Raw genomic sequence first — 15,957 nt, forward strand, 5'->3', positions numbered from 1 at the left:
GGGTTCGATCGTAACTCTTTTTTACGGAGTAAGCGTAAACCACTTCAGATCGCGTGATGCGACGAGCAATTTGGCATCGCCGTACACATCGTAAATGTTCAATTTGTACGTCTGGTACGTATGAATTTTCTGGTCAAGATTGCTGTCGTCAAAATTAACGGCCCCGTCCTGCTGGCTGCCTTCGATCAGCACCGGCTGGTTCGCATTCGAATCGTCCGCATTTACCAAGCTCACGTTCGAGGTATATTCCGTCTGAGAATCTTGATCGATAATTTCAAATTCCAGCTGATGCGTACCCGCTACATAATCATACGAATCGTCGCGCGTCAAATCGTAATCAAAGGATAGCTTCGCCCCGCTCACGATCGTTTCACCCGTCGCATTCAAAGATAAATAGAAATTCCTGAGCGATACCGTATCTTGTCCGATTTTCAAATTGGTGAACGAATCGGCCGGATTCACGACATTTGCGCTGGCCGCATAGGCAATCGGATCGACGATGATTTTGTCGACGGTCGCACCGCTGCTGCCTGTGCCGCTTCCGCTTCCGCCGCTGTTTCCACCACTGCCGCCGCTGCCACTTCCGCTTGAAGAAGAATCTTGAGCCGGCGGCGTGGAACCGGAATCAATGGCCCGTCCAACATACAGCTGATAGTTATCGGTATCGAAGCTTTTGGTCAGCTGGCCCCAAGCCGTAATGAGAACTTTGCCCCCGGACGACACTTTATCGGAAACGGTCGAAACCGCAATGGGGACGATAACACCGTTCTTATCTTTTACGTATGCACCTAAATCCGTCAGCTCGGAAGAACGCGCTTCTTCATTGGTCGCTTCAAATTCCGAGAAGAAATAACGATTATCTTTGTCACCTGTATAAATGGCCGAATTGACCAATTTAACGCTTGTCCGATGTCCGATGCTTTGAATGTCGTACTGCTGATCGGTTTGGTAAACCGGAACGGTGCTTAGATTTTGGCTGCTGAATTGGTAAAGCGTTTTGCTGGTCTTATCATCGACAGGCGCGGTCAATACAAATTTGACATTATCGACCGATGTCGTATAAGGGATTTTCGTATACACGACGAAGCCGTAAGTGCCTTTGGGATCGATATTCAATTGGTCGTCGAGAGCGCTCGCATTCGTATCTCCATTCACCTTAACGCCGTTAATCATGAAATAACCGCTAAGGTTCGGTGTTGCGACCGACGAATTGCTCTTATTCGTTACATCGAGTTCAGCTACAAGCATATCGCTGTCCGAAAGCGGAGAACGCTGAATGGATTTAAGCGTAACGGAATAATCGTCGTCATACGTGTAGGAGCTGCCGATGGCTCCCGGTTTGGTGGTGCCCGACAATTTATAGGTTCCCAGTACATAGCTGCTGTCCGTATCCGTTTTGGATTTTCGGACAATTAATTGAGCGGAAGTGGCATCAATCGCCGCATTGATTTGACCGGTGAGACTGATCGTGGTGTCGATTTTCGGAAGCAGCGTAGCTCCATCCTCTTTCGTATAGGTAAGCGGGTACTCCGCGCCATCCTTGGTCCGAATCGAAAAATCCAGATCCGGCATGGCGATGGAAGACGTACTCGTATTGGTCAGGTCAAAATTCATCGTCACGTCTGATTGATCGCCGTTGACATTAATAAAAGCTGTTCCGGCACTCGTCGAAACGGTTGTGCCATCGATATAGACCATACGCTGCTCCCCGACGCCTGCAGAATTAACCGGCTTTAATGCAGGTACTGCAAACGATCCGTTAGCCAATGATACTTTATTTGTATCATCCTTTGAAAACACAACAAGAGCAGCCGGTTTACCCAACACAGCGGTAGGGATAACGGAATGAACCGTAACGATTTTACGCTGATACGGCTGCAAAGTCATGCCCGTCAAGGAAGAGGAACTGACATCGTAAACGGAATAACTGTCGGTCTGAAGCGCAAAATTAAGCGTACTTAAATCGATACTGCTTGAACCCACATTTTCAAGGAGAAAACTGATCGTGACATACCCGTTCGTATCGTCTTGCGTGACAATGTACTGCTTAAGCGCGCCTTTGATTTTGCTGTTGCCAATAATCATCGTGTAAGGTTGAAAAGCCGCTACTTTTTCCGAAGAATTCGTTGGAAATTTAATCGTGCCCAAATTTCGCTCGTAATTCGGCAGCGAGAAATCCCATTTCACAATTTGAAACGAAAGGTCCGTCGCCTTCGTCCCACTATCAATAACCGCATAATATTTCAAATTAACGGAAGATTTCGGCGCCACAGTGGTCGTATTGGAATCGGCACTAGAGATGCTCGATTTAAAGATTTTCCCGTTCTTCCCTTTGAGACGAATAAAATAATCAAGTAGATCCAGCTCGGTAGAGCTGTTGTTCACAACCGTAACTGTATAGGCAACCACTAAACCCTGACTCTGCATCAAGAGCTGTGCATCACGTACCTGTATGTAGCTGGATGCATTTAATTTAACGATTTGGTTGGCAATCGTGCTGCTTTTGGCTTTCACTGCAGAAGCCGCCGAAACGCTCGGCAGATGGCCGCCGACAAGCGCGGGCTGCAGAAGCATCGTGAACGCCGTTGCAGCGGTTAAACCATTTTTCAAAAGTTTTCGTTTCACCTGTACTCCTCCTGTCGGTATTCTACCTAGTTAGACGTTTCATCAACAGGTCTTGTTTCGGTATTTAAGAAAATTTCATATTTATTAATAGAAGGATTTCGAAAGTAAAAATAAGGCCAGTTACAAAAGATAAACTTTTGTAACTGGCCTTTTGTAACTTGCTGGTGTTTACGGCTCTATTAGTTCACTTGCGTGATTGCTGTCGTGACGCTCTTACCGTTCGGCGATACAGCCGTCAGATCGAAGCTGGTCACTTTACCAGAGATCCAAATGTTACCATTGCTGTCGATCGATACAGCAGCGTTGGTATCACCTTTAACATCAGATGCCGTGAACGATACACCGTAAAGTTTATTAAGGTCTTTTGCAGTCGTAGACTCAAAGTCATGGCCATAATTGTCAAGGACGTGCAGGTCCATAACGCTGAAGGCATTACCAGGAGACGAAGCCTTAATCGTATTCTCGGTGTTGCCCACAGTCAAGCTATTAACCGTAAGCGCATCGCTCTTAACATTTACAGTTGCCGTTGCATTCCGTTGCGTTCCATCGTTGCCTTTAAACGTTACGCTTAAAGTAGCCGTACCTACTTTGTCACCAAGGACATAAGCTTTATTATTTACGACGCCTGCTTTAACCACATTCGTATTAGAGCTGAAGATCGACGTAATTTGGTCAGGCAGTGCAACCGTATTACCTGCTGCATCCACAGCGGATACTGTGACCTGATTAGCAAATTCGTTCGTAGTCGGATCCTGATTCGAAATCAGTCCGCTATCAATACCATTAAACAGATCACTAATCGCATTCAGTTTATAGGTCAAAGAAGTGGAAGAAGAAGCAACGGTAAAGGTCTTCGACACGCTCGAAATTTCTTGCGGCGTTGCACCGTTAACGGATTTCATCAACTTTGCAGTGAAAGTCGAAGTTCCGTCATTGCTTGCACCTGGAGCGACAGTAAATCTCAATCCACCGTTGAACGTTCCGAACTGATCACCAGTGAAAGAAGTTGTCGTATTACTGTAATCTTTTGCATTGCTATCGGCATCGCTGGTTAACGATACTCCGTCAGAAGATTTAGCGGACAGGTATACGCTGTAAACAACCGAGCTGCCCACTCCGCCATTGTTGTCGGTTTTCAGTGCATTATCAAGTTGAGCGCCGTATTGATCAATTACATTAATATCAAAGCTGCTGTGCGATCCTTTAACACCCGAAGCAGTAGGTGCCGTTGCAATTTGGAAATGATCCGGTACGCGTACAGGCTGTACTTGGAATGTTTTGTTGTCAACGCTATTCGCATTGATCGTTCCAATCAGAGCCGATACAGCGATCACACCATTTGCTTGCTTATTGATATTGGTAAGATGCAGCGAACCTTTATGGTCACCACTTGTCATCAGCCCACCGTTATCAGCACCAGTCACGCTAAAGGTAATTCTTTGAATATTCGTATCATTGGTCAAATCATCTGCACTCAGCTGATTGCCTTGGGCATCATAAGCGATAATCGGAATGTATGCGTCGGTATCGCCTGCAGCCACAACGCCGTCAATATCGCCAATTTGTACTTTCGTTGCAACATTGGCAGAAGAAACGGTAACCGTCCCATTCGCAACAGCAGCTTGATCATATACATTAAACGTATAGTCTCCCGACTTGTCGACTCCATCGCTCAAGCTGATTTTAAGCTGCGGAACGTTGTTGCCGTTATCCTGGAACGAGCTTGTAATTTTCGGCTCGTATTGATTCAGGACGAAGCGCGGCTCGTTTTGCGAATACACCGAGCTATCATAGGTGATCATTCCGCCGTATTGATCGTAAACGTTCAAATCGTACGTTACGGTATCGCCGGCGGACGAAAGGGCCGTTTTGCCGTTTGCATAAGTTGCCGGTCCCAGATCGATCTTGGAAATGATCGGATCCGTACCAACTTTAAACGTTTTGGACGCCGAAACGTAGCTGTTCGTGTCCAAAATGTTGATCGTTACAAGACCGATGTTCGGCTGGCTGTCCGAGGTGTCAACGGTAACCAGATACGAACCATCGCTTGCTTTCGTCGTATTCAGTACCGTCGCACCACTTGCAATGACATTCAGGGAAGAGTTCGAAACAGCTTCACCATACTGGTTGCTGACAAGAACTTTCAGAAGAACTTTACTTGCGTGAGCGATCGTATCGCCAGCGCCGACAAAGTCGATTTTCGTTACTTTCTCGTTCTCAGCAGTGAACGAAGCCGTTCCTTTATCGACAGTGGAAGCGTCAAGACCGCCGAGCGTTACCGTATAGTCGCCAGCCGTAATCTTGGCATCCGTCAGCGTCAGCGTAGCGGATTTAGCGTCGTCGGCAAACTTCGTTGTGGTCGCTACCGTCGAATTGTTCTTCGTCAGCGTCAAGGTTGCTTTCGTCGTATCGATCGCTTTGTTGAAGTTAACCGTTACCGTTTGAACGCCCGTTGCTTTAGCATCCGTAACCGAAGCCTTAGCAGCCTCTTCCGACGCTCCTTGATAAATGCTGTACGCAACATCAACCAGCATCGAGCGGGAAGCTGCGCCAGTGTAGGAAGTCATTTGAGGGATCAGGCCGGCTTTAAGAGCAGCGGCAACATATCCCGACGCCCAAGCGGAAGTGCCAGGTGCAGTGCCATCCGGCGAAATTTTCTCGATGATGTCGGCAACTTTAGCGATTTGCTCAACGGTTACCGTGCCGTTCGGGCCGAATTTCCCGCCGCCAAGGCCGTTCATCAAACCAGCATCCGTAACTGCGCTGATATAACCTTTAGCCCAGTGGTTGGAAGCTACGTCAGAGTAGGTAGAAGTGGACGAATTCGTGTTGAGGCCTTCCAGCAGAGCCAGAACCTTCGCGAATTCGGCACGAGTCATATTTTTGTCAAGACCGGCGGAACCATCCGGATAGCCGGAGAAGATGCCAGCCGCTTTAAGCGCGTCGAATTTGCCTTGCGAGTCGAGCGCTTGGTCGTCAGCAAATGCTGCGGATGCGAAAGCGGAGAATGCCATAGCAGATGCGACGATCGCAGTTAAACTTTTCTTCATAACCTTTTTTTCTCCTCCTCTAAATTGCTTCGGTTGTTGAGAGTTTTGTGTAGCGTATAAGTTGCTCGTTTCTCTCATTGCCGTTTTCACCCCCTTCCCAGAGTAGAGCAGATTTATAAAAGTAATGTCTACGACGCTTTCCAGCATTATGTAGGATCATGTCGCAGAAACTTGTAAACTGGTGAACAAAAGCAAAAATTGGTAGAGTGCTCAATCACTATAACATTATACAATGGGCTTATTCTACCGTAAAGAGAATTTTGAGAATATGTGCCATTCTGTCAATGTTACCATTCTCACTGCCTTGCCGCGTTCATGTAATTAAACGCAGAAGGTTTTAAAAAGTTGCGATGCCGGAAAAAAAACTTCGAAAAAAATTTCGTCACGTTTCAACCTGCCGTCAGGTTGTATTATCTATGCTGGAGTGCCGATATTTTCTAGTGACGAAGTTAAGTATAGCTCGTACTCGCCCATGCGTCGATATGTAAAACTTCCCATGGTTTTAGGGCTTGCATTGGCGTTAAAAAAGCAGGCCTCCCGGTATTTCGGGAAGCCTGCGGCGCTATAGCTTTTCGTTAAGTCAGGTTCGGCAAACGTTTTAATCCGGCAAGCATTTTCCCGATAATGATGGCTGCGTCGGAACGAAGCAGATTGGACTTCGGTTCGAAGACCGAGCCTTTCTTCGGATCGCTCGCGTCAATCGGCGAGCCTTGAATATAACCTTTTTTCGCCACTGCAAGCACGGCTGCTTTCGCATAATAATTGATGTCGTTGTAATCTTTAAACACTTTCTGCAGGTTCTTGTCGATTTTGGCCGGGTCCGTCTCCAGCTTCAGGTTGAGCGCTCTCGCAAGGAATACCGCCGCATCCTCGCGGGTCAGGTTCGTCGAAGGCGAGAACGTGCGCGGTTGTGTGCCGCGAATGATACCTGCGTTTGCCGCCGTTTCGATATAGCTGTAATCCCAAAGCCCGTCCGGATTGATGACATGCGCCACATCGTCGAAATGACCGCTTGACAGGTCGTATTTCAAAGGAAGATCAAGCGCCTGGACCACCATTCGCGTAAACTCGCCGCGGGACGTATACATATCCGCACCAAAATCGTCAAAATTCGCCGCATTCATAATCCCCTTCGAAAACGCCGCTTCCATATAGTTGCGGGCATAGGGATGACCGGTAATATCGGAGAACGAATAGGTCAGCGTTCCAACGACATAATAGCCGAATTGGTCAAACGGCACGGAAATCGTATTTTTTTTCGTATCGACGACGCCGCCGAGGTTTACCCAATATTTATTCGTCGGATCGTAACGGAACACGCTGACATCCGTCGTGATGCTGTTTACCAGATTAGGATCGAATGCAAGCGTCAGCGTCCCTCGCTTGGACGCGACCAGCTCGCGGTCCGCCGGGCGATTGTCGTAGGTCGGGATGCTCGTTCCGTTCGGCCCTTTTGCTCCCGGGTACTGGTAAGGGTCCACCCCCATCGTCAGCGGGTCGTAAGCAGGCGTAGAGAGATCGTCCGCCAGACCGGCGTCGATCCAGAAGACCGGGCTTGATTTCGTAAACCGGGTCGGGAACGACGCTTTAAACCGGGCGCCGAAGCTTTGCATGATCAAATCGAAATTCGCCGGCAGGATGTCGTATTCCCGTCGGTCCACAACGCCGTCGTTCGGATTGGCGATGGCGAACAGCAGATTGTTGCCCGCATACACCTGATCCTTCAGATTGGTCGGCGTATTGTAATCGGTCCGAATCAGCGCGGCTCCCTTCGGGAACGTCAGGTTGAGCGCGCCGTCGAACAGCTTGTGCGAGCTCTTCATCTCCTCCGTATACTCTTCGCTCGGAATGTTCGTCGGAACGTAATTGATATTGAAGGAGCCGTTCACTTTGTCGTTGCTGTTCTGGATCGTAAACGATACTTTATTCGTGCCTTTCTTAAGCCCCGTCAGCGTAACCTTATAGGCGTTCGGATAATCGACGCCGTCCGTGATGACGCCATCGTTATTGTAATCGTAAGCGAATTTCTGTCCGGCCAGTTTGTTGACCGTGACGCTGGTGGCGCCTTTGGCGTCGATAATGACGTCGACAAAGTTTTTGTTGACCGTTTCTTCGGCCGGCAAATACGGACGCAAAATTTTGTACGGAAGCGCAGTCGGATCGACCTCCAAACGGTATGTCGCCTTTGGTCCGTACAAGCCGCTGTTGTACACGCTGAATACATATACGCTTGAGCTGCCGTCCGCATTCAGCTCCTGTTTCTTCAGCAGGAACGAGAACGTTTGTTTATCCATATCGTATCGGACGACCAAATTGCCGGCTGGAGATCCGACGTTCGAAACAAAGGTTGAGCCATTATAGAGTTGAAACGGCTGCGATAAATCCCATGTGATATCACTCGTAAGCGAAGTGCCGCTGATTTTCAAAATATAATCTGTCGCCTGGCCGGTAGGGCTGTTAAGCGACGCCAGCTTGGTCGCGACCGCCGACTGGCTTTTGCCCAAGTCGATGAAATCGAACGTTCCGTATACGTTCATCTCCGATTGGGTCGTCGTGTAGACGGAGCCCTGGAGCGAAAAATTCGGGTCGTTCGGAATCGGCTGCGGGTTGCTGTCCTGTTCGTTATACGTAAACGGATAGACGCCGGACGCATCGACCGGGATGATCGGCAGGTTGGTCGGCGTCAGGGTGATGCTGATCGTTTTCTCGTAATACGTTTTTGCGCTTTGGAAAATGAGTTTGATCTCGTTTTTCCCGCTGAACATGGCGTCGAATGCTGCTTCAACCGAGGTATTGGCCGTATCCAGAATAAAGTTCGGATCGTGCGCATTGGTACTATCTTTGTTCTTGATCGCGACAGGGACATTATTAATGTAAAAATAGACCGTTCGCGGCGAAGTCGTATCCCCTGTATAACGAATATCGTTCGGATCGCTGACATTCAGAAGCTCGCCGGAAAACAACCCGAGTGTATCGCCTATGATAGTCTGCGCTCTTATGCTGGTTTCGACGGTCGTATCGTCTTCAATCGTCATGCCGTCGTAAGCGGAATCGAAGTTGGCGTAAAGTCCGTACACCACCGTGAACTTGGCGCTTGCCTCCTTGGACGAGCCGACCTTGATTTTAATCGTCTGGGTGCCTTCGAACGGCAGCTTCGCAAATTCAAGGACGACGCGGTAAAAGGTTTGCGTTTGGCCGTCGACGGTCCGGGTAACGAGCGAATTGGTCAGACTCATCATCTTATAGTCCGACGGAGCGGTCAGTCCCGTTTTCGAATTCCCGAAATTGTCGGTAATGCTCGTAACCGTAACGTTATTGGACGTCCCCGGGTTGCCGACGAGCACCTCGATGCCGACCGGAAGGCCGTAAAGCGTCGCGCCATCCAGCGCCGTTCCCGTCAACCCTTCATACGAAGTCGATTTGTAGCCGGGCAAATAGTTGATTGCGGCAATATAGGGCGTGTTTTCATTGCGCAGCGAGAAATTCAAATTGTCCGTCGTTTCTCTGACAGGCGTCAACCCCAGGTGGTCGTTGACTTCGTTTTTGCCGGTCAGCTGCAAATTGTAAAGGGTATCGGCGCAAAGCTCTGAAGGCGAGCTGGTACAACCGGCGGTTGACATCCCCGATATGGACGGAAGCGCAATGGCGAGCGTGTAAATAAAATAAGAATCCGTTGACGTATACGGGCCTTGTGCAGCAGCGCTGCTGGTGATAGAGCTTGTTAGCGAAATATCGTTCCCGCTCGCAACATCGGTCAGATTGGCTTCCAGCGTCGACAGCGGTGCGGCCGGATTGGGATGAGCCGAGACAACGCCTGTCGACGTATCGGCATATACGCTGTTTGGCACGATGACGGTACCGGTGATATTCACCGTATTATGATCGGCATCGACCGTCAGGTCGGGGGTAAATTCCAAAGCTCCCGAATCGACCGTCGCCGCCCCGCTGTTTTCATTAATATTGACATCGTAAAACGTGACGCTTCCGTTATAGAAAGCGAGATTGCGCGTCGTCTCGATCACCTGCGTGCCGTTGGACACTTTGATTGTGACCTGGTTTTTGCCTTTGTTCAGCGTAACCGGGGACGCCACGAACGAATCGTTGTCCGAGCTGTTCACGGAATACGTCTTGCTGTTGCCGTTGACGATGACGGTTACGTTATTGGCGTTCGGCGCGTTGCCGAGAATGCTGATATCAGCCGTAGCGCGGCCGTTCGAATTCGCGGACTGTACGACCGTCGTGCCAGTCTCGACGATCGGAAAGCTGTTGCCGTTTAGATTGGCCGTCAAATTATAGAGCAGCGGGCTGTCGCGGTATTCGATATATATCGAGTTGGAAATTTGACCGCCGCTGCGGGTTCCCTGGAACGTGATTTTATTTAAACCCGGGAAGAGCTGCAGGTTAAACACCTGAATCGCCGATCCCGTCAGCGTGACGTTGCTGGTCAGGTTTTCCTTCTTACTGCCAATTTCATCGTCGTCCGTCGTTGCGGTCGACCCGACATCGACCACCTGGTAGATGCTGTACGAAATCGAGCTCGGGTCGACATTATTGATCGTCCCCGTCAGCGTAACGCGCTGATCCGTCGTAATGCGGGGCGACCCCGGATCGTCGCTTTCGCTCGGAAATGTGAAATTGCCGGTTGCCGCAGAGGCCGTCTCGATGCCTCCGAAGGGCAGCAATGGAATAACGAGAGCCAGCAGCAGGAACCATAAACCCAGTTTTTTAACCACGGTAAGCCTCCTTCAATTGCATTCCAATTTCGTATAGCCGTACTGTTGTTATCGGCTGCTGCCGAGGCAAAGTTTAGGCTCGAAGAAGGTACCGGCACTCCATCCATAAAAAACTCCCCTTCCAATTGGAAGGGGAGCAAGTCGTCCATGCGTAAAGCTATTCGGATCGCGATTCGCCCGCCCGCAAAAACAATCGCTGCAGGAAATGAAGGACGGGGCGGCGCGTTTTGTCGACGATGCCGATCAGCTCCGCGCCGATCTGCAGGAAGAAGACGAGCAGCAGGATGACGCCGAACGTAATCCAGTACGCGGCGTCCGATTGAACGATGGTGGACTGCAAGACCGCACAGCACCCAAAGAAAGCCGCAACGCCGTAAATAATAAGTACCGTAATCCGATGACTGAAGCCCAGCTCGCGGAGGCAATGATGCAGGTGGCCGCGGTCCGGTGCAAATATCGGCTTTTTGTTCACCAAGCGGCGGACGATTGCGAAAAAGGTATCCGACAGCGGGACCCCGATAATGAGCAGCGGCGTGACGAACGATACGATCGTGACCTGCTTGAAGCCGATCATCGAAAGCGTCGCCAGCAGAAACCCGAGAAACAGGGAGCCGGTATCGCCCATAAAAATTTTGGCGGGATGAAAATTGTAGACGAGAAAGCCGATGATGCCGCCGAGCAAAATCGCGCTGAGCAAAATAACCGGAACAAACCCCATAATAGCCGACATAATCATAATTGTCGTGATTGCGATACCGGATACGCCGGCAGCCAAGCCGTCCAGGCCGTCGATCAGGTTGATCGCGTTCGTCACTCCGACGATCCAGACGATCGTCAGCGGAACGCTGATCCAGGCGGCTACCGGCTGAATGGATCCGCCAAACGGAATGTTGAGCAGGTCGATTTTGACGCCGAAGCCGAGCACGACGACACAAGCGGCTGCGATTTGTCCGAGAAGCTTCACCTTGGCGGACAGCTCGAAACGGTCGTCCAGCGCGCCGATCAGCACGATGATGCTTCCGCCGGCAAGCAGCGCGTTGATCAAATTCATATCGTATTGGCGAAGCAGCCCGTCCGGAATGAAAGGCTTGACGGCAAAGTAGCCGCCGATAAACGCGGCATATATTCCCAAGCCGCCGAGACGCGGCATAATTTTCGTATGGACTTTGCGATGGTTGGGCTTGTCTATCGCCCCGATTTTAAAGGCCAGCTTGATGACCAGCGGCGTGAACGCGAGCGCCAAAACCAGCGCAATCATAAATCCGATTCCGTAAAGAAAGCCCTCAGCCATCTTCATTCCCCTTTCAATGCTATCGCCGGAATGAATTATACTCCGATTGAAAAAGAAACTCCACTGCCGTTTTCATGCGATTTTCACGATATATCGGGCGTTTTAAGTGGTTGGACGATGTTTTGCGACGTTCTCTTTATCGCGCATCACTTTCACGACGAATTTGGGCAACGCGAACATCCGCCGGTAACGGGAGGGCTGCTGCAGCAGCCGGTATAACCATTCGAGACGCAGCTTCTGAAACAGAACCGGGGCCCGCTTGAGCACGCCCGCGATGATGTCCAGGGAGCCGCCGACGCCCATCATGACCGGTACGCCAAGTGCTTCTTTATGCTGCGCAATCCAGGGCTCCTGCGTGTCCGCCGCGCGGGCGACGAACAGGAGGTCAACCTGGGCCTCGCGGATTTGCCGCACCACCTCGGCATCATCATCGGGTCCGAAATAACCGTTGCGATAGCCCGCAATGATAATGTCCGGGTACTGCTCGGTGAGTGAAGCCGCTGCCTTCTCGATAATATCTTGCGCTGTTCCCAGCAAAAAAACTCGCCAGCCGCGAAGTTCTCCTTCGCGAAGCAGGTTGTGCATCAAATCGAAGCCCGGTACCCGCTCGGGAACCGGGTCGCCGATATAGGAGGCCGCCCACACGACGCCCGTTCCGTCCGGCACGACAAGCTCCGCGCCGGTCATCACTTCGTAATAGCGGGTGCTGTCAAGCGCGGTCATGACCATAATCGGATTGCCGGTAATGACCTGCGTCGGGATGCGGCGCTCCACGCGGTCCGTCAAATAGCGGACCGTTTCGTCCATGTTCATTTTGGAAAACCGGATGCCGTAGATGGAAACAGTCGAAACGGGTTTATTGACGGGCACGGACTGGCTCATCGAAGATGTCACCTCATATCATATTTGACGCAAAAGCGAACAGATTTGTTTCGCCGGCTTCAGCGCTTCTTGCTTCAGCCGGTCGATCGCGGCTTCATGCCGGGACCGCCAGCCGTCCGGATCGTCAAGCAGGCGGTTCATGGCCGCCGTGAACGCATCGGGATCGAGCGTTTCGGTTGTCCCGATCGGGGTTAGACCGAGACGGGCGAGAAACTGATCGATCTTCGGGTCGTACGACAGCCCGAGCATCGGCACGGCTCGGTTGGCCGCGTAGATAAGCGCATGCAAGCGCATGCCGAGCAGCGCATCGCACCGGCTGACCTCCAGCAGCATGCGCTGGGGGTCGTCGCCGGGCTCGGCGAGCTCGGCCGCGCTGCCGCAGGCGGCGAGGTCGCCGAGAAGCTCGATCACCCGGCGGGACGCATCCGCGTCCGCGGGGGTGTGAAACGGCAGCAGCCGAAGCCGCACGGCCCGGCTGCGCGCAAGCGCGCCCAGCGCGGCGGCGGCGCGCGCCAGGTCGGCGCCGTCCTTGCGCCAGTGGCGCAAGGACACGCCGACCACCGGCAGGCGCTCCGCCGCCGGGGGCGCGCCCGGGCCCGGCGCCGCCGCGGATGCCGCGGCGCCTGGGCCCCCGCCGGCTGCGCCGGCTGCCGCTGCCGCATCCGCGGGCAGCGGCAGCCCCATCACCGGATCGGGTACGACCTCGATCCGGTCCCGGCTTACGCCGAGCCGCCCGAGCAGCGCGGCGGACTCGGCGTCCCGCACCGACACATACGCGCTGCCCCGCATCGCGCCGCGGATGAGCGGAGCCATCCAGCCCCGGTTCACCGGCCCGATGCCCTGCGCGTAGACGAACACCGGCTTGCGCAGCAGCCGGGCCAGCCGCATGATCCCCGTATAATAGGGAATCGAGCCGGCTCCGGTCGCATCCTGCAGCAGGCTGCCGCCGCCGCTGATGAGCGCATCGCAGCTGCGGATCGCGCGCAGCAGCTCGGCCGGACGCATCCGGTGCGCCGACTCGACGTCGTACATCGCCGTCGTCCACGCCGGATCCGCCGACAGCACGAGCGGCTCGATCACGAGCCCCTGGCGGTCTCCCTCTTCTTTAAGAGCGAACAGAATCGATTTCAGCACCGCTTCGTCGCCGCTATTGCGAAAGCCGTAATAGCCGGATATCGCTACGCGCCGGACTTGACGTCCGGATGTTTTTCCGCCGAACGAGGCGTCCATCGTTTCCAAACTCCTTCCCCGATCTGCCATACCGCGATCAGCACAAGACCGATCAGGAGGCCGAGGCCCAGGCCAAGCAGAATGCGGATCAACGAAATATGAAGCGCCGTATGAATGTGGGCGAACGTATCCACCATCGACAGCTGTCCGATGGAGGCTACGATAAACAATACCCATGCCGCGCGATAACGAAGCGCAAGGAACAAGCCAAATATAAACAGCGGATGCGCCAGCAAAAATTCTTTCGTTCTCGGACGCACGCCGAACGTCGTCTCCAGCGCATTGCGGAACACGAGCTCGATCGAAGAGGCTTGTCCGGAGTTGCCCGTGCGCGACAAGTAATACAGGCCGGCGGCGCCGATGACGGCGGCTGCAACGACCCACAGCACCGTTATTTTCATATTAAGCAGCCTGCGCAGGCTTTCGATCACCGAATAACGGTTCGTATACAGGAAGACGTAAACGGCCGTCAGCGCAATCGGCGCCAGGTGCAGCAGGCTGACCCCGCGGAACTGCTCCAGTACGAGCTTATACGTAATGTTGTTGAGCAGTCCCACGACAAACGGAATGCCGGAGCACGAAATGACAGCCGTGGCGATAAAAATCGCGAGCGCCATGCCGAGTCTGCGGCCCGCGCCGATACCGCGGAACACCCATGCCTCGCCGGAAGCTCCGGACGGCGGACCGTCCGGGCCTCCGATCGGACGAAGCGGCCCGACCGTATGGGCTCGCACTCTTCCGAGCGCCCATATAATCGCCAGCGTCGGCGCGCTGATCGCGGCGCCCAGCGCCAGCCCCTGCTCTAGCACCGATGTCGACAGCACGTACAGGCCGGCACTGCCGACGAGGCCGAGCAGGAAGACCGGAATGAGCACGCCCGGCAGGAACGTGGCGATCAGCAGCGCGATATAAGCGACGGCGCCGGCCGAAACGACGGCCTTAAGCGGTTTGTTCCAGGAAGCCGTCTCGTATTGGAACGGTGTTGCCGTACCGGCCGGGAAGCCGAAATCCGTCAGCTTCTGCACGGCGCCTTCCTGTCCGTCCGCGCCTTGGAGCGCGTCGTAAATATTTTGCAGCGGCGTTGTAATTTGCGCTTTGTCCGGGTTGCTCGACGGCGCGCCGTTGATGTAGAAAAGCCGGATGCTGCGGTCCTTCGCCGCAAGCAGGAAGCGGTCGGTAATATCCACCGGCTTCAGCGAGGCGGCGTCGTTCTCCGGAAGGGAATACAGCCGGGCGACATTGTAATGAATCAAGTAGCTGAGCGTATTCAGCCCCTGCTGCGGCTTGGAATTTTCGATCACGGCGATGCCGATGCCGTATTTATTCAACAGCTCCGCGAAAGCGTTCAGCGTCTTCTTGTCCGCCTGATCGGCAAAGCCTTTCACCGCATTGCCCTCGAACAGGATCCGGGTTACGCCAAGCTCCTTAAAGGACGCCAGCTGAGCGTCGACATCCTGCTGGTTGTACGGGGCGCGGTCGGAGAGACGCGGCAAAATCTGGAACCCGGCCTCATGCAGCGTTTGCATCGCGATCGGGTCCGGCGGCAAAGCCTTCAGCGTTGCATTTTGAACCGGCGTTTCGATAATGAGACCCGGCCGCCCGTCCAGGCTCCAGGGATCGACGCCGATATCCCATTGCCGGAATACCGACTCGATTACCGGGCGAAGAGCGGTCTCTTCCGCGCTGCCGGCAAAAAGCACGTACGTATAGTTCTCATCGGCCGGTACCGGCTTGTGCCGAAGCTCGCCCGCCTGGGCCGAATCGTAAATGGTCAGTCTGCCCGCCCAGCTCAGCTCCTGCAGCGTGCTTTCATATACGGCCATCGTATTGATGCCCGCTTGCTTCATCGGGCCGAGCTGGTCCGCGATGAACTGCTGCGGGTGCGCCTGATAGGCGGCGATTTGAACCAGATCGCGATAATCGAATATATACTCGATTTGATTCGAGGTTTTCTCCATCTGCCAGCGGGCCGCGGCAAGCGGCAGCGATGCGGCGATTCCCAAGATGACAAGCGCCCACAACACTTTCCGCGCTCTGCGTTCCCATTGATGCCAATGTCGAAGCACATTCCCACTCCCTCAACGTTTTCTGCATTCTTCCCTTAAGTGATTCTTCTTCGACTGCAGAAAACTCACTTCGGAAGCCT

The 15,957-nt window shown here is 53.1% G+C and carries 7 protein-coding genes; all 7 read right to left on the minus strand.

The genetic code is table 11. The annotated features are described in order from the left end of the window. Positions 1 to 21 precede the first annotated feature (21 nt). The gene (locus PD282_RS24985; RefSeq protein WP_274654232.1) at positions 22 to 2,625 is read right to left on the minus strand and encodes a hypothetical protein; all 2,604 of its coding nucleotides are present in this window, start codon (positions 2,623 to 2,625) and stop codon (positions 22 to 24) included. Between the two features lie 179 nt (positions 2,626 to 2,804). Then, positions 2,805 to 5,753, minus strand: coding sequence for an S-layer homology domain-containing protein (locus PD282_RS24990; protein ID WP_274654234.1), 2,949 nt, complete (start codon positions 5,751 to 5,753; stop codon positions 2,805 to 2,807). Between the two features lie 497 nt (positions 5,754 to 6,250). Next, complete coding sequence (locus PD282_RS24995; RefSeq protein WP_274654236.1) at positions 6,251 to 10,408, minus strand: S-layer homology domain-containing protein; 4,158 nt, start codon at positions 10,406 to 10,408, stop codon at positions 6,251 to 6,253. A gap of 157 nt (positions 10,409 to 10,565) precedes the next feature. Further along, complete coding sequence (locus tag PD282_RS25000; RefSeq protein WP_274654237.1) at positions 10,566 to 11,699, minus strand: glycosyltransferase family 4 protein; 1,134 nt, start codon at positions 11,697 to 11,699, stop codon at positions 10,566 to 10,568. A gap of 102 nt (positions 11,700 to 11,801) precedes the next feature. After that, entirely contained in the window at positions 11,802 to 12,581 is a 780-nt protein-coding gene (locus PD282_RS25005) for a WecB/TagA/CpsF family glycosyltransferase (protein ID WP_274654239.1), read from the minus strand. Between the two features lie 18 nt (positions 12,582 to 12,599). Beyond that, complete coding sequence (gene csaB, locus PD282_RS25010) at positions 12,600 to 13,811, minus strand: polysaccharide pyruvyl transferase CsaB (RefSeq protein ID WP_274654240.1); 1,212 nt, start codon at positions 13,809 to 13,811, stop codon at positions 12,600 to 12,602. After that, entirely contained in the window at positions 13,760 to 15,877 is a 2,118-nt protein-coding gene (locus tag PD282_RS25015; RefSeq protein ID WP_274654242.1) for a DUF5693 family protein, read from the minus strand. Before PD282_RS25015 ends, csaB begins: the two co-directional genes overlap by 52 nt. Positions 15,878 to 15,957: the final 80 nt, after the last annotated feature.

The sequence above is a fragment of the Paenibacillus humicola genome (assembly GCF_028826105.1).
GTDB lineage: Bacteria > Bacillota > Bacilli > Paenibacillales > Paenibacillaceae > Paenibacillus_Z > Paenibacillus_Z humicola.